This window comes from Lentzea flava (assembly GCF_014648475.1).
Taxonomy (GTDB): domain Bacteria; phylum Actinomycetota; class Actinomycetes; order Mycobacteriales; family Pseudonocardiaceae; genus Lentzea; species Lentzea flava.
Genome location: NZ_BMRE01000009.1, coordinates 37,787 through 52,227 on the forward strand (window position 1 = coordinate 37,787; position 14,441 = coordinate 52,227).

The 14,441-nt window shown below is 70.1% G+C and carries 16 protein-coding genes; 10 read left to right on the forward strand and 6 right to left on the reverse strand.

Annotated elements, in window-relative coordinates; translation table 11 throughout:
* Window positions 1-2: 2 nt before the first annotated feature.
* Genes IEZ09_RS13515 through IEZ09_RS13525 form a run of 3 tightly spaced genes read right to left on the reverse strand, consistent with a single transcriptional unit; the run spans window position 3 to window position 2,369 of the window.
* Entirely contained in the window at window positions 3-737 is a 735-nt protein-coding gene (locus tag IEZ09_RS13515; protein WP_189254013.1) for an ATP-binding protein, read from the reverse strand.
* Entirely contained in the window at window positions 734-1,738 is a 1,005-nt protein-coding gene (locus tag IEZ09_RS13520; protein ID WP_189254014.1) for a chemotaxis protein CheB, read from the reverse strand. The genes IEZ09_RS13515 and IEZ09_RS13520 overlap by 4 nt, the downstream gene beginning before the upstream one ends.
* A gap of 52 nt (window positions 1,739-1,790) precedes the next feature.
* On the reverse strand, window positions 1,791-2,369 hold the full coding sequence (locus tag IEZ09_RS13525; protein WP_229812529.1) for a uridine kinase family protein: 579 nt from the start codon (window positions 2,367-2,369) through the stop codon (window positions 1,791-1,793).
* A 101-nt stretch (window positions 2,370-2,470) separates the two neighbouring features.
* Here IEZ09_RS13525 and IEZ09_RS13530 point away from each other — a divergent pair, with 101 nt between their 5' ends.
* Together IEZ09_RS13530 and IEZ09_RS13535 are read left to right on the forward strand one after the other, a co-directional pair.
* Window positions 2,471-3,820, forward strand: a complete 1,350-nt coding sequence (locus IEZ09_RS13530; protein ID WP_189254016.1) for a replication-associated recombination protein A — start codon at window positions 2,471-2,473, stop codon at window positions 3,818-3,820.
* Between the two features lie 258 nt (window positions 3,821-4,078).
* Entirely contained in the window at window positions 4,079-4,714 is a 636-nt protein-coding gene (locus IEZ09_RS13535; protein ID WP_229812530.1) for a maleylpyruvate isomerase N-terminal domain-containing protein, read from the forward strand.
* On the opposite strand, the gene IEZ09_RS13540 is transcribed toward IEZ09_RS13535, so the two are convergent.
* A complete protein-coding gene (locus tag IEZ09_RS13540) occupies window positions 4,711-5,289 on the reverse strand; it encodes a GNAT family N-acetyltransferase (protein WP_189254017.1) in 579 nt (192 codons plus the stop codon). The two genes, IEZ09_RS13535 and IEZ09_RS13540, sit on opposite strands and share 4 nt — an antisense overlap.
* A 137-nt stretch (window positions 5,290-5,426) precedes the next feature.
* Between IEZ09_RS13540 and IEZ09_RS13545 the strand changes: the two genes are divergently transcribed.
* The 8 genes from IEZ09_RS13545 to IEZ09_RS13580 all read left to right on the forward strand — a co-directional run bounded on the left by IEZ09_RS13545 (window position 5,427) and on the right by IEZ09_RS13580 (window position 12,724).
* Window positions 5,427-5,921: a DinB family protein gene (locus IEZ09_RS13545; protein ID WP_189254018.1), complete on the forward strand. Its 495-nt coding sequence runs from the start codon at window positions 5,427-5,429 to the stop codon at window positions 5,919-5,921.
* Window positions 5,922-6,013: 92 nt separating this feature from the next.
* Window positions 6,014-6,418, forward strand: a complete 405-nt coding sequence (locus IEZ09_RS13550) for a DUF948 domain-containing protein (protein ID WP_189254019.1) — start codon at window positions 6,014-6,016, stop codon at window positions 6,416-6,418.
* Window positions 6,415-6,684, forward strand: a complete 270-nt coding sequence (locus tag IEZ09_RS13555; protein WP_189254020.1) for a hypothetical protein — start codon at window positions 6,415-6,417, stop codon at window positions 6,682-6,684. Before IEZ09_RS13550 ends, IEZ09_RS13555 begins: the two co-directional genes overlap by 4 nt.
* 77 nt (window positions 6,685-6,761) lie before the next feature.
* Window positions 6,762-9,431, forward strand: coding sequence for an alanine--tRNA ligase (gene alaS / locus IEZ09_RS13560; RefSeq protein ID WP_189254021.1), 2,670 nt, complete (start codon window positions 6,762-6,764; stop codon window positions 9,429-9,431).
* The gene (ruvX, locus tag IEZ09_RS13565) at window positions 9,418-9,906 is read left to right on the forward strand and encodes a Holliday junction resolvase RuvX (RefSeq protein ID WP_189254022.1); all 489 of its coding nucleotides are present in this window, start codon (window positions 9,418-9,420) and stop codon (window positions 9,904-9,906) included. The genes alaS and ruvX overlap by 14 nt, the downstream gene beginning before the upstream one ends.
* Complete coding sequence (mltG, locus tag IEZ09_RS13570; RefSeq protein WP_189254023.1) at window positions 9,903-11,111, forward strand: endolytic transglycosylase MltG; 1,209 nt, start codon at window positions 9,903-9,905, stop codon at window positions 11,109-11,111. The genes ruvX and mltG overlap by 4 nt, the downstream gene beginning before the upstream one ends.
* Entirely contained in the window at window positions 11,111-11,929 is an 819-nt protein-coding gene (locus IEZ09_RS13575; RefSeq protein WP_229812531.1) for a shikimate dehydrogenase, read from the forward strand. The genes mltG and IEZ09_RS13575 overlap by 1 nt, the downstream gene beginning before the upstream one ends.
* 39 nt (window positions 11,930-11,968) lie before the next feature.
* Complete coding sequence (locus IEZ09_RS13580; RefSeq protein ID WP_189254024.1) at window positions 11,969-12,724, forward strand: class I SAM-dependent methyltransferase; 756 nt, start codon at window positions 11,969-11,971, stop codon at window positions 12,722-12,724.
* 14 nt (window positions 12,725-12,738) lie between these two features.
* On the opposite strand, the gene IEZ09_RS13585 is transcribed toward IEZ09_RS13580, so the two are convergent.
* Both IEZ09_RS13585 and IEZ09_RS13590 read right to left on the reverse strand, forming a co-directional pair.
* A complete protein-coding gene (locus tag IEZ09_RS13585; protein WP_189254025.1) occupies window positions 12,739-13,128 on the reverse strand; it encodes a hypothetical protein in 390 nt (129 codons plus the stop codon).
* Complete coding sequence (locus tag IEZ09_RS13590; protein WP_229812532.1) at window positions 13,125-14,438, reverse strand: sensor histidine kinase; 1,314 nt, start codon at window positions 14,436-14,438, stop codon at window positions 13,125-13,127. The genes IEZ09_RS13585 and IEZ09_RS13590 overlap by 4 nt, the downstream gene beginning before the upstream one ends.
* Between the last annotated feature and the right edge of the window lie 3 nt (window positions 14,439-14,441).

Consider the following 14,441-nt stretch of genomic DNA (forward strand, 5'->3'; position numbering starts at 1 on the left):
ACCTACTCGCCTCCGCGCAGGCCCAGCACGGCCCACACGATCTTGCCCCCGTCGGATGACGGCGCACAGCCCCAGGCGACGCAGAGCCGGTTCACCAGCTGCAGGCCCCGGTGTCCCACCACCTCCGGACCTGGTGACTCCAGCACGGGAGGCGTCGGGTCGTCGTCGCGAACGGCGATGGACAACCCGCTCGGCCGCAGCTCGACCCTGAGCATCGACTCCGAGCGCGCGTACCGCACCGCGTTCTCCACCAGCTCGCTCACCACCAGCACCGCGTCGTTGACGAGCCGGTCCAGGCCCCAGAGCTCGCAGGCTTCCCGGACGACCGCACGGGCCATGATCGGCGCGGTCGGCGAGTTGGGCAGCGGTATGCGGCGGAACCTGCGGTGAGGTGGTCGTTCGACGACGTCGAGCGCCTCCTGGAGGTTCGCGGCGGTGCGCACGAACCGCCCGACACCGCTCGCGCGGACCTCGTCGCGGTGCGACTCGGTCTCGGTGACGAGCACCAGCGGGATGTCCGGCCACTGCGAGATCCTCATCCACACCGTGGTGAACACCGCCAGCATCGCCCTGCTGGGGACCTCGAAGGCCGGGCCCAGCCTGACGACCAGGGCGAGCGGATCGTCGGCGGCGAGCTTGAGCAGGGTGTCGCGCAGAACCGGGTAGGAGGCGAGGTCCAGCCTTCCCTCCGGCGTCGCGACGACGGCACCGGCCAGGTTCGACGTGCCGACCTTCATGTGCCGGTCTCCTCCCGCACGTCGCCCCGCAACAGGTACTTGCGAAGAACGTCGGCTGCCGCCAGGGCTTCTTCCTCCTGCCTGACGTACCGCTCTGCCACGAGTCCCCGGCCCGCGTTCTTCGACACGTCCACCATGCGGTGCGCGAGCGAGGCCTTCTCGTCGAGAGTGCGCAGTGCGGTCCACATCGCGCGTTCCAGGGAGACGCCGTATGCGTCCATGAGTGCGTCCGCCGTCCAGGCGTGTCCGACCAGGCAGCGGTACTGCGCGCTGTCGCCGGGAATCTCCACGAGAGATCCCGCGCAGTCCGGACAGGTGAGTGTCGTCGGCGAGCCGATCCTCGGGATGTCGCCGTGTGCTGCGCCGGAGTCGTCTTGGGACACGGCCACCTCCGTGCGAAGAGTGTCGGACGCCGGTCCTGCCGCGATCGTGTCCGCGTGCTGTCCGGCGAGGCGGGCGAGCAGCGGGCCGATCCGGACGACCGGCAGCACGTGGTCCACGGCGACGTGCTGCAGCACGCTCTCCGGCATGCCGGGGTAGATAGCGTCGTCCGGGTCCTGCACGACCGTCGTGCCGCCCCTCTGCTTGATCGCCACCATGCCGGCCGTGCCGTCGTCGAGCGCCCCGGACAGCACCACCCCGATCACCGCAGGGCCCTTCGCGAGCGCGGCGGAGCGGAACAGCGTGTTCACGGCCGGCCGATGGCCGTTCTCGGTGGGACCTTTCGACAGCCGCAGCACACCGTCCTCCACCACGACGTGGTGGTCGGGACGCGCGATGTGGAGGTGGGCGTTGCGCAGCCCCGCGCCGTCCTCCGCGAGCAGCGCGGGCAGCGGGCCGCTGCGGGACAGGATCGCGGGCAACGCCGACGTGCCGCCTGCGGGCATGTGCAGGACGACGACCACGGCGGCGGGCAGGTCCTTCGGCAGCCCGGCGACGAGTTGCCGCAGAGCCTCGACACCTCCCGCGGAGGCGCCGACGACCACCAGGTCCCTGCGCACCGAAGCTCCTCAACCTCGAGGGTTTCGATCCGGGTACCCGTGGTCCGGGGTCTCACACGATCAGTTCCGCCCTGGCCTTGCCCGGCGTCGTCCTGCGCATGCCCGCGTCGACGCACCGCCTGACGACCTGCGGTTGTTCGCGCATCAGCCTGATGCCCCGCCTGATCAGCGTGGGCACCGGCTTGCGGGCCTCGGCGAGGTCCCTGGCGAACCGGCGGACGAACGTGACCGGCGGGCTCGGCGCGAGCACGATCGCGTCCCTGAGCACCCCGGCGGTCCTGGCGCCCTCCACCAGCAGGTCCGCGAACAGGCCTTCCGCGATGAACGCCGGCGCGTCGCCCAGCTCGATCGTCTGCGTGCCGACCGCGCGGTCGGCGCTGATCGAGTACACCGGGGCCTCGGTCTTGCCGGTCTCGGACAGCTCGACGACGGCCCGCAGCGCCTTGTCCGCGTTCCACGAGCCCACCGCGTCCCAGTCCGCGCGGCCGTGCTCGTCCTTCGGCAGCAGCGGGTCGTCGCCGTCGCGGTAGAAGTCGTCCAGGCGCAGCACGGGCCAGCCGAGGTGGGCGGCGAGGGTCGACTTGCCTGAGCCGGACGGGCCGGCGAGCAGAACGGCGCGGGGGATGGGCACGAGTGGCGATTTTCGCACAGGACAGGTGCCGTCAGGCGCAGCCGCCTCGGCCCGGGCTCTCGTGGACGTGGGCTCGCGAAGCAGGCGCTAGGCTCGAACGCATGAGCGAAGGTCTGTTCGACGAGGGCCTCTTCGGCGCGACCGACGAGGAGAAGGCCGAGCGCATCGCGGCCAACGCCCCGCTGGCCGTGCGGATGCGTCCGGCCACGCTGGACGAGGTCGTCGGCCAGGACCACCTGCTCGGCCCCGGCGCGCCGCTGCGCCGCCTGGTGGAGGGCGCCACCCCGGCGTCCGTGATGCTCTACGGGCCTCCCGGCACCGGCAAGACGACCCTGGCGACGCTCGTGTCGAAGGCGACCGGCCGCCGGTTCGTGGCGCTGTCGGCGTTGTCGGCGGGCGTCAAGGAGGTGCGGGCCGTCATCGACGAGGCGCGGCGGCGGCTCGTGCGGTCCGGCGAGTCGACCGTGCTGTTCATCGACGAGGTGCACCGGTTCTCCAAGACCCAGCAGGACGCGTTGCTGGGCGCGGTCGAGGACCGGATCGTGCTGCTGGTCGCGGCCACCACCGAGAACCCGTTCTTCTCCGTGGTGTCACCGTTGTTGTCGCGATTTCTGGTGCTGCAGCTCAAGTCGCTGACCGACGAGCACGTGCGCACGGTGATCCGCCGCGCGGTGTCGGACGACCGCGGCCTGGGCGGCAAGGTGACGGTGGAGCCGGACGCCGAGGCCCACCTGGTGCGCCTGGCGGGCGGGGACGCGCGCCGGTCGCTGACGGCGCTGGAAGCCGCGGCGGACTCGGCGATGGCGTCGAACAACGGCGTGATCACGCTGGAGCTGCTGGAGTCCACAGTGGACAAGGCAGCGGTGCGCTACGACCGCGACGGAGACCAGCACTACGACGTGACGTCGGCGTTCATCAAGTCCATCCGCGGCTCGGACGTGGACGCGGCCCTGCACTACCTGGCGCGCATGATCGAGGCGGGCGAGGACCCGAGGTTCATCGCGCGGCGCCTGGTGATCCACGCGAGCGAGGACGTCGGCATGGCCGACCCGACTGCGTTGCAGACGTGCGTCGCCGCCGCCCAGGCCGTGCAGCTCATCGGCCTGCCCGAGTGCGCGCTGAACCTGGCGCAGGCCACGATCCACCTGGCCACCGCGCCGAAGTCGAACGCCGTCACCACCGCCATCAACGCGGCCATGGCGGACGTGCGCAAGGGCGCGATCGGCGCCGTGCCACCGCATCTGCGCGACGGGCACTACGCGGGCGCGGCGAAACTCGGCAACGCCCAGGGATACCGCTACCCGCACGACGTGCCGGAAGGCGTGCTGACGCAGCAGTATGCGCCGGACGACCTGGTGGGCCGCGACTACTACGAGCCGACCGGCCGCGGTGCCGAGCGCGCGGTGGCCGAGCGGCTGCCACGGTTGCGCCGGGTGATCAGGGGCGAGTGACGGCTCGCGATCGAGGCCATAACGCATGATCGCCACCTGGAACTCCGGTACGCTCCGGCCGCGTTGAGTGACCGCACGACCACCTGGGGCAACGATGATCCTGGCTTCCCGCCCACCGCAGCCGCCACGCCGCCCGGACAACGACGAGGACGCCGCCGACGTCCGGTGAGTGCGGCGTCGTGCACGAGGCGCTGAAGTTGTTCCCGGGCAAGCGTTACTCCCGCGACGAGGAGCCCGAGGTCGCGTAGGTTCGGCGAAGTGACGATCAGAGAAGACTTCCTGACCACCGCCCGGATCGCGCTCGACCTCATGCGCCACCGGCAGGTCACCGAGAAGTGGGACGAGCCGAGCGCGCTGCCCGAGTTCGGCGTCAGCGGCCTCGTCGGCCACATCGGCTACCAGGCCCTGCCGGTCCCGTCGATGATCTCGTCGCCGGTCGGCGACGAGCCGGTCGTTTCGCTGATGGAGCACTACGCGCGGGCGAACTGGACCGAGCTGGAGGTGGACTCGGAGTTCCACACCCGTATCCGCGCCGGCGGCGAGAAGCTCGCGGCGGAGGGTCAGGACGCGCTGTGCGACCGGTTCGAGCAGACGCTAGACGAGCTCGGGGAGTCGTTGCCCGGCCTGGACAACCGCCCCGTCCGCATGCCGCACTGGGGACCGTGGGCGGTGTCGCTCGACGACTACCTGGTGAGCCGCCTGATGGAGTTCGTCGTGCACTCCGACGACCTCGCGGTGAGCGTCGGCGTCGACACCCCGGAGTTCCCGCGCCACGTCAACGAGACGGTGATCGACCTGCTCACCCGCATGTCGCTCAACCGGCACAAGGCCGTGGACCTCGTGCGTGCGTTGAGCCGCAAGGAACGCGCACCGCGCGACATCACCGCGTTCTAACGAGGGCAGACCATCAGCAGTGCGAGCTTGTTCGGCAGCATGATCTCGTCCGCGACCATGAACCCGCCGGCCTCGAACGACCTGATGGCCCGCTTGTTGCGCACGTCCGGCTCCAGCACGATCCGCGTGCAGTGCGGATCGGCCTCGAACAGCGCGTCGGTGAGCCGGGGGAGCAGCGACCGCACCAGCCCCTGGTCGGTCATCGCCAGCTCACCGACCGCCAGGTTCAGCCCGAGGTCGTGCGGCCGGGCCTGGTAGCACCCGGCGACGACGTCCCGTGCCGCGCGGTAGACCTCGGCGTGGATCACCGGCCGCCCGTGCCAGCTGATCAGCAACGGCCGGACGTCGTCGCCGTCCAGCTGACCGCGCAGCTGTTCCTCCCATCGCGGCAACGACCAGGCCCGCCGCGCGAACGCCGCCACGTGTGGTGCCTGGTGCCAGCGGTGGATCAGATGCAGGTCGTAGCCGTCCGGCCGGGCGACGCGGGCGTGCCACGGATGCGTGAGCTCCGGGATCGGCGGGGCGCCTGCCGTGGCGTGCCTGCGGTAGGAGTCCAGGTGCGACACCGGCTTCACGAGGCCTCCTGCACGGATCAACTTAGGGTTGCCTAACTCCACTGCGCGGTGACCGCCGGTGTCAAGCCCTGTGTGACCGGTATTTCACAGGCCGTGACCGGTCCGCGTCAATGAGTGATCCGGTTTACGTTGACGCCATGCCGGAGACCCAGCGCGAACCCGTGCCGCGCGTCGACACCGACGAGCTGGAGGTCACGCACGCGTTCCTGAAGTTCCAGCGCCACTGCGTGCTGAAGAAGGCGGAAGGCCTCACCGCGGAAGAACTCCGCCGGCCGGGGGTCCCGAGCGGTACGTCGATCCTCGGGCTGATCCAGCACCTCGCCGAGGCCGAGCGCGGGTGGTTCGGCCACCACCTCGGCGGCGCCGACTGGTCGGAGGAGGACGAGCTCGGCATGACGGTGCCCGCCGGCCGGACCGCCGAGCAGGTGATCGCGGAGTACCGCGCGGCGATCGAGGCGAGCGACCGGGCGATCGAGGCGGCGGGAGATCCCGGCGCACTCATGGCGATCCCGATCGACGGCACGCGGAAGTCGTTGCGCTGGCTCCTCGCCCACATGACCACCGAGACCGCCAGGCACGCGGGTCACGCGGACATCCTGCGGGAGCGGATCGACGGCATCACCGGTCGCTGAAGATCAACTACCGGTGCCGCTCATTTGGGTGTCGGACCCACCCGGTAATCTCACCGGCAATCAAGCCACAACGCCGGTCACCAGGAGGATCCGTGTCGCCAGGGCAGATCGCCGCGTGGGTCGGCGCCGGCGCGTTCGTGCTGGTCGCGCTCGTGGTGGTGTTCGTCGGCATCAAGGCAGCGCGGTTCTTCGACGAGGCCACGATCGCGATGCGCAAGGCGCACGAGAACACCGATCCGTTGTTCAGCGAGGCCAACACCACGCTGACCCACGTGAACACGCAGCTCGAGCGCGTCGACGGCATCACGGCCAACGCACGCGCGGTCACCGGCAACGTCTCGGCGCTCACCAGCCTGTTCACCGCCACGCTCGGCGGGCCGCTGGTCAAGGCCGCCGCGCTGTCCTACGGCGTGAGCAAGGCCGTGAAGGCGCGCCGCAAGGCAGCGGAGCAGCCGAACAAGCACGCCAAGCGCCGTCCGAAGAGGAGTGCCCGATGAGTCGCCTCTTCTGGTTCGGGCTGGGTGCCGCCGCCGGTCTCTTCGTCGCGAAGAAGGCCGCCGAGGTCACAAAGCAGGCGACTCCCGCCGGTATCGGCGCTAACGTGGGTGAAGGCCTGCGTGAGCTCGCCGGCGCCATCGGTTCCTTCGGGGCCGAGGTGCGCGCGGGCATGGCCGAACGGGAACAGGAGTTGCAGGAGACCGTGGAACGTCAGACGGGCTTCACGCCGGGGCGTCGAGCGCCCAAGGCGAACGGCAAGCACTAAAAGCAGCCGTTCGCCACTGTGTCATGCGCGTTTGAGCGCACGCCCCGGACAAACTCTTTTCACAGCAAGGAACTCCCGTGCAGACCCACGAGATCATCAAGCGCTTCCGCGAGCACTTCGAGAACGCCGGGCACAAGTACATCCCCAGCGCCTCGCTGCTGCTCGACGACCCGAACCTGCTGTTCGTCAACGCCGGCATGGTGCCGTTCAAGCCGTACTTCCTCGGTGAGGCCCCGCCGCCCGCCCCGCGCATGACGAGCATCCAGAAGTGCGTGCGCACGCCGGACATCGACGAGGTCGGCAAGACCACGCGCCACCTCACGTTCTTCCAGATGGCCGGCAACTTCTCGCTCGGCGACTACTTCAAGGAAGACGCCATCCGGCTGGCCTGGGAGCTCGTCACCAAGTCCCAGGACGACGGCGGCTACGGCTTCGACCCGGAGCGCATCTGGGTCACCGTCTACCAGGACGACGACGAGGCCATCGAGCTGTGGCAGAAGGTCGCCGGCCTGCCGCTGGAGCGCATCCAGCGCCGCGGCATCGAGGACAACTTCTGGTCCATGGGCGTGCCCGGCCCGTGCGGCCCGTGCTCGGAGATCTACTACGACCGCGGCCCCGAGTACGGCAAGGAGGGCGGCCCCGTCGTCGACGAGGACAGGTACCTGGAGATCTGGAACCTCGTCTTCATGCAGAACGTGCGCGGTGAGGGTGGCGCCAAGAAGGACTACCCGATCCTGGGCGAGCTGCCCGCCAAGAACATCGACACCGGCATGGGCGTCGAGCGCGTCGCCTACCTGCTGCAGGGCGTCGACAACGTCTACGAGACCGACCTGGTCCGCGCCGTCATCAACAAGGCCGAGGAGCTGTCCGGCCGCAAATACGGCGACAGCGAGGTCGACGACGTCCGGTTCCGCGTCATCGCCGACCACGCCCGCAGCGGTGTGCTGCTGGTCGGCGATGGTGTCACTCCGGGCAACGAGGCTCGTGGTTACGTGCTGCGCCGCCTGCTGCGCCGCATCATCCGCTCGTCGCGCCTGCTCGGCGTCACCGAGCCGGTGCTGCAGTCCTACGCCGAGGTCGTCCGCGACTCGATGGGCCCGGCCTACCCGGAGCTGGTCAGCGGTTTCGCCCGCATCCAGCAGGTGCTCAAGGCCGAGGAGGACACGTTCCTGCGCACCCTCGACGCCGGTTCGCGGATCTTCGAGAACGCCGCCGCCGAGGTGAAGGCCGACGGCCGCGCCACGCTGCCCGGCGACAAGGCCTTCCAGCTGCACGACACCTACGGCTTCCCGATCGACCTCACGCTGGAGATGGCCTCCGAGGCCGGTCTGTCGGTGGACGAGGACGGCTTCCGCAAGCTGATGGCCGAGCAGCGCGCCCGCGCCAAGGCCGACGCCGCCGGCAAGAAGACCGGCCACGGCGATCAAACCGTGTACCGCGAGCTGCTGGAGCAGGGCCCGACCGAGTTCACCGGCTACACCGAGCTCGCCTCCGAGGCCACCCTGCGCGGCATCGTGCTCAACGGTCAGCGCATCAAGTCGGCCAAGGAAGGCGACATCGTCGAGGTCGTCCTCGACCGCACGCCGCTCTACGCCGAGTCCGGTGGCCAGGAGTCCGACGCCGGCACGATCGTCACCGGCAACGCCGAGCTCGAGGTGCTCGACGTGCAGAAGGTCGCCCGCAAGCTGTGGGTGCACCAGGTGCGCGTCCGCTCCGGCGAGATCAGCGAGGGCGAGCACGTCGAGGCCCGCGTCGACCCGGAGTGGCGCATCGGCGCCCGCCAGGGCCACTCGGGCACGCACGTCGTGCACGCCGCCCTGCGCCAGGTGCTCGGCCCGTCGGCCCTGCAGAGCGGTTCGTACAACAAGCCCGGCTACCTGCGTCTCGACTTCGCCTGGACGGGCGGTCTGTCCACCGAGGCCAAGTCGGAGATCGAGGAGGTCTCGAACCTCGCCGTGCGCAAGGACCTGCCGGTCTCCGTCGTCTACACCGACATGGCCGGTGCCCAGGAGATGGGTGCCGTCGCCCTGTTCGGCGAGACCTACGACGAGACGGTCCGCGTCGTCGAGATCGGCGGCCCGTGGTCGCGCGAGCTGTGCGGTGGCACGCACGTGGAGCACTCGTCGCAGATCGGCCCGATCACGCTGCTGGGTGAGTCGTCGGTCGGTTCCGGCGTGCGTCGTCTGGAGGCCTACGTCGGCATCGAGGCCATGCGGTTCCTCGCCAAGGAACGCGCCATCGTGCAGAACCTCTCGGACATGCTGAAGGTCGGTTCCGATGGCCTGCCCGAGCGGATCGCGTCGCTGGTCGAGCGCCTGAAGACCGCCGAGAAGGAGCTGGAGAAGGTCCGCGCCGCCCAGCTGCTCGGCAACGCCGGGTCGCTCGCCGACAAGGCCCTCGACGTCCGCGGCCTGTCGCTCGTGGCCCTCGGCCTGGAGGGCGTGTCGGGCAACGACCTGCGCACGCTCGGTGGCGAGGTCCGCAACCGCCTCGGCACCAAGCCGGGTGTCGTGGCCCTGTTCTCGGTCGACGGCGACAAGGTGAGCTTCGTCGTGGCCACCACGGCCGCCGCCCGCGACCTGGGCCTGGCCGCCGGCAAGCTCGTGCCGGTGTTCGGCCCGGCCATCGCCGCCCGCGGTGGCGGCAAGCCGGACCTGGCCCAGGGCGGCGGCACGAACCCCGCTGGTGTCTCCGAGGCCATCACGGCCCTCACCAACGAACTGGACAAGGTGCTTGAGCAGCGCTGACGTTCCCGGCGTCGACGATCCGGGCCTCGGTCGGAGGCTCGGCGTCGACGTCGGATCGGTTCGCGTGGGAGTGTCACTCAGCGATCCGACGGCATTTCTGGCGACTCCGCTGGTTACCCTGCAGCGTGACGAGAAGGGCGGCTCGGACCTCACCGAGCTCGTACGTCTCGTGGCCGAGCATGACGTCGTGGAGGTCGTGGTCGGCCTGCCCAAGACACTCGCTGGGCGGCACGGTCCGGCAGCGGAAGCAGCGACCGCGTACGCTGCGGCCTTGGCCGGACGCGTCGCCCCCGTGCCGGTCCGGCTCAGCGACGAACGCCTGACGACGGTCGTGGTGAGCCGGGTGCTGGCGCAGCGCGGTGTGAAGGGCAAGAAGCAGCGCGCCGTGGTCGACCAGGCCGCCGCTGTCGAGATCCTGCAGTCTTGGCTGGACGCACGGGCACGCTCTGCGGCCGCCCGAAAGGACGAGGTGTGAGCGACGATCTCGGGTTGTTCACCGACCCCGACGTGGACGAACGACGCCCGCCCAAGCGCGACAACCGCGCCCGCGACAAGGCGAAGAAGCGCAAGAAGACGGTCCTGTGGCTCGTCGTGGCGCTGGTCCTCTCCGTGGGCCTGGGCGGTGCCTACTACGGCTACCGGGAGCTGCGCGGCATCGGTTCCTACGACGACTTCACCGGCAGCGGCGAGACCGACACCATCGTCGAGGTCCAGGACGGCGACGTGGTCAGCCAGATCGCCTCGACCCTCTACGACAACGGCGTCATCGCCTCCGCGCGCGCCTTCATCGAGGCCAGCAAGAGCGACGCCCGCGTGACGTCGATCCAGCCCGGCTTCTACCTGATGAAGACGAAGATGTCGGGCGAGCAGGCCGTGGCCCGCATGATCGACCCGAAGACGCGGGTGCCCGCCGTCCAGATCATCGGCGGCATCAAGCTCGCCGACATCAAGGTGGGCGACAAGGTCGTCAAGGGCATCTACTCCCAGCTCGCCGACGCGAGCTGCACGGAGAAGGACGGCGTCAAGAAGTGCCTGACCGCCGACGAGATCAGGGCCGCGGCCGAGCAAACCGACCCGGTCGCCCTCGGCGTGCCCGAGTGGGCGCTCGCCGACGTGAAGAAGGCCGAGCCCCAGTACCGCCTCGAAGGCCTGATCATGCGCGGCGTCTACCAGGTCAAGCCGGGCGTCAGCGCGGTCGAGATGATCCGCAGCGTGATCGTGGCGTCGACGCAGAAGCTGCAGGGCGCCGGCATCCCCGGCGGCACGGCGAACACCGGCTTCCGTCCCTACGAGATCCTGGTCATCGCCTCGCTGATCGAGAAGGAAGCCATCGAGAAGGACTTCACCAAGGTCTCCCAGGTGATCTACAACCGCCTGAAGGAGCCCATGGCCCTGCAGTTCGACTCGACCATCAACTACAAGAACAACCAGCCCCACATCCGCACCTCGGACGCCGACCGCGCCAAGCCGGGCCCGTACAACACGTACAAGAACCTGGGCCTGCCGCCGACGCCGATCGGCTCGCCGTCGCAGCAGGCCATCGCCGCCGCGATGAAGCCGGAGGGCGGCAACATCATGTACTTCGTGAAGTGCGAGAAGGACGGCACCTCGTGCTTCTCGGTCACGATCGACGAGCACAACGCGAAGGACGAGAAGGCCAGGAAGGACGGCGTCTACTAGTGCGTCGCGCGGCAGTGATCGGCTCGCCGATCGAGCACTCTCTTTCCCCCGTGCTGCACAACGCCGCGTACACCGCGCTGGGCCTGGACTGGGAGTACACCCGCCTGGAGTGCACCGAGGACCGGGTGGCGCCGCTGGTGGCGTCGCTCGGCCCGGAGTGGGCCGGCCTCTCGTGCACCATGCCCACCAAACGCGCGGCCCTGGCCGTCGCGTCCTCGGTGACGCCCCGCGCCGCCGCCGTCGGCGCCGCGAACACGTTGGTGCGCACCGACTCCGGCTGGCACGCTGACTGCACCGACGTCGACGGTGTCGTGGGAGCGTTGCGGGAGAAGGGTTTCTCCTCCGGCACGCGCGGTGTCGTGATCGGCGCGGGCGGCACGGCCACAGCCGCGCTGGCTGGGCTCGCGGAGCTGAGGATCTCCTCGGTCTCCCTGGTGGTGCGGGATCCTTCGCGTGCCGCGGAGGCACTGGAGACGGCCTCCAGGGTCGGCGTCGCCGCCGAGGTGCTGGCTCTGTCCTCTGTGGACCTGGTATCACTGGCCGCCGGGGCGGACGTCCTGGTGTCGACCGTGCCGGCTTCCGCCACCGAGGTGTTGGCCGATGCCGTTGCGCGGGCTCCGTACGTGCTGGACGTGATCTACCATCCTTGGCCCACTCCGGTCGCGCTGGCCGTGGAGGCTGCGGGCACCCGGCTGGCCACGGGGCTGGACATGTTGCTGCATCAGGCTTTCGGGCAGGTGGAGCAGTTCACCGGGATGCCCGCTCCGCAGGACGTGATGCGGTCCGCCCTGGCCGCCGAGCTGGCTGCTCGGGCGTGACCGGCGCAACCTGTCCGCTGCCCAGGACGTCCTGGGGGCATGACCCCGGTTCCAGAATTCCGTGTGCTTCCCGCTGATCCGGCCCAGGCGAACGAGTACGACAGCATCGCCGAGGCGTACACGGCCGAGAACGAGACCAGCCTGTTGAACGCGTACTACGAGCGGCCCGCGATGCTGGAACTCGCCGGAGACGTGACCGGCCGCCGGATCCTCGACGCCGGCTGCGGCTCGGGTCCCCTGTTCGCCGCACTGCGCGATCGAGGCGCGGTCGTGACCGGCATCGACGCGAGCGCCGGAATGCTGGAGCAGGCGAGGCGGCGGCTGGGCGCCGACGCGGACCTGCGGGTCGCCGACCTCGCCGACCCGCTGCCCTTTCCCGACCACACGTTCGACGACGTCCTCGCCTCCCTGGTGCTGCACTACCTGCGGGACTGGGGCCCGACTCTGGCCGAGTTGCGACGCGTGCTCGTGCCCGGCGGCCGGCTCATCATCTCGGTCGAGCATCCTTTCGTCATCTACCTCATGCAACGCCAGGCCGGGGACAAGCCCGACTACTTCCAGACCCGCAACCGGACCGAGGAATGGACCATGGGCGGGCAGACCGCCAGGATGAACTTCTGGGACCGGCCGCTGCACGCGATGACCGACGCCTTCACCGCAGCGGGCTTTCGCATCAGCACGATCAGCGAACCGCCGCCCGTGCCTGCCGCTCGCGAGGTGTTCCCCGAGGAGTTCCGCGAGCTCAGCGGTACGAGCTTCCTGGCCTTCCTGTTCTTCGTCCTGCAGGCAGACTGACCGTCCGCGTGGTGTCAGGGGCATTTGAAGCCCGACACCGGCACCCCCTCCACCTTGGCGCGGCTCGCGATTGCCGTGCAATACACCTGAAGCTGCGCCATCTTCGACAGCGGCGGCATGTCCTCGGGCAGCACGATCACGTTCGACACCGCGTACACCCGCGCGGAGCTCTCCGGGACCTCGGTGGTCAGGCCGAGCTTCTTCTCCTCCTCGGTGGGCCCTGCCACGAGAAGGTTGATCGCGGTGGCCGTGTCCACGCTGCCGGAATAGGTGCGCGTCCGCCGCACCAGCTCGTCGCGCCCGGCCGACAGGAGGTACACGGTCAGCTCGTGCGAGGAGACCGTCGGCGCCTCCGCGCCCGTCAGAACCGGAGTCGGCCGCACACCGCACGCGGCGAGGGTCACCAGGGCAAGCGCAAGGTGAAGACCGCGCCGCCGGAAGGGGCGTTGGCCGCTTCGATGGTGCCGCCGTGCAGGCGGGCGTTCTCCCATGCGATCGCCAATCCCAGCCCGCTGCCCTCGGAACGGGAGCGGGCCGTGTCTGCCTTGTAGAAACGGTCGAAGATGTGGGGGAGGGCATCAGGTGGGATGCCGGGGCCGTTGTCGGAGACCTCGATGACGCCGGGCCGGACGACCACCCGCACGGGTGCGCCGCCGTGTTTGAGGGCGTTGCCCACGAGGTTCGCGACGATCACGTCCAGGCGGCGGCGGTCCACTCTGCCCGTGATGCCGTCGGGGAGCGTGGCTTCGACCGAGGAGGACCAGCCTCGGGCCGCCAGGGAGTCGCGGACGGCCGTGCTGATGTCCCACTCGTCCAGTTCCAGGACGTTGCGGCCCTCGTCGAAGCGGGAGATCTCCATCAGGTCGTTGACCAGGCGGGTCAGTTTGCGGGTTTCGGTGGAGACCAGGCGAGCCGCCACGGCGGTGTCTTCCGGGAGGGAGGCGGCGTCTTCGTCCAGGACGGCCGTCACGGCGTTCATCGCTGTCAGCGGGGTGCGCAGTTCGTGGGAGACGTCGGCGACGAAACGGCGGGAGGCCGCCTGGGAGGATTCGAGTTGTTCGGCGGCGCGGTTGAACGTGCGGGCCAGGTCGGCCAGTTCGTCCGAGCCCCGTTCGTCCACTCGGGTGTCCAGGCGGCCAGAGCCCAGGGCGCGGGCCGCGGCGCCCAGGCGGCGGACCGGGCGCAGGACGCCCCGCGCGGTGAACAGGGCCAGGCCCAGGGCCAGCGGGAGCACGAGGCTGACGCCCACCCAGGCCGCGGTCGCGAAGCTGTCGATGGCGCGCTGGGGGCCGCCCAGGGACGTCCAGGCCAGCACCTGCACGCCGGTCGGGGTGCCGTCGGCGCGCAGCAGCGGGATGCCGATGACGACGTACGGTTCGGCCTGGTCCGTGCGGCGCTGCCAGAGGACCGTCCTGCTCGTCTTCAACGCCTCGCGCATCTCCGCCGGGACCAGCGCCGACGGGTCGGGGGTGTTGCGGGCGCGGAGGTTCTCGTAGACGACGGTGGCCGAGCCGCGCAGGAACGAGCCGAAGTCGTCGAGGTCCTGCTGGTCCGGCGGAACCCTCAGGCGGGGTGCGTAGTTGCGGACGTCCTCCACCAGCGGGTTCATGAAGCTGTTCTGGGCGTCCTCCAGCAGCAGGTTGCGGGCGGTCGCGTAGGAAGCGCCCGCTGCCGCCACCGCACCGAGCAGGGTCAGCAGCAGGAAAGCGGCCATCAG

What these genes read in the sequence shown, in the direction of transcription:
- IEZ09_RS13590 (WP_229812532.1), bottom strand. Translation starts at nt 14,438, where the DNA reads ATGGCCGCTTTCCTGCTGCTGACCCTGCTCGGTGCGGTGGCGGCAGCG.
- IEZ09_RS13580 (WP_189254024.1), top strand. Translation starts at nt 11,969, where the DNA reads ATGACCCCGGTTCCAGAATTCCGTGTGCTTCCCGCTGATCCGGCCCAG.
- IEZ09_RS13545 (WP_189254018.1), top strand. Translation starts at nt 5,427, where the DNA reads ATGCCGGAGACCCAGCGCGAACCCGTGCCGCGCGTCGACACCGACGAG.
- IEZ09_RS13515 (WP_189254013.1), bottom strand. Translation starts at nt 737, where the DNA reads ATGAAGGTCGGCACGTCGAACCTGGCCGGTGCCGTCGTCGCGACGCCG.
- IEZ09_RS13555 (WP_189254020.1), top strand. Translation starts at nt 6,415, where the DNA reads ATGAGTCGCCTCTTCTGGTTCGGGCTGGGTGCCGCCGCCGGTCTCTTC.
- IEZ09_RS13530 (WP_189254016.1), top strand. Translation starts at nt 2,471, where the DNA reads ATGAGCGAAGGTCTGTTCGACGAGGGCCTCTTCGGCGCGACCGACGAG.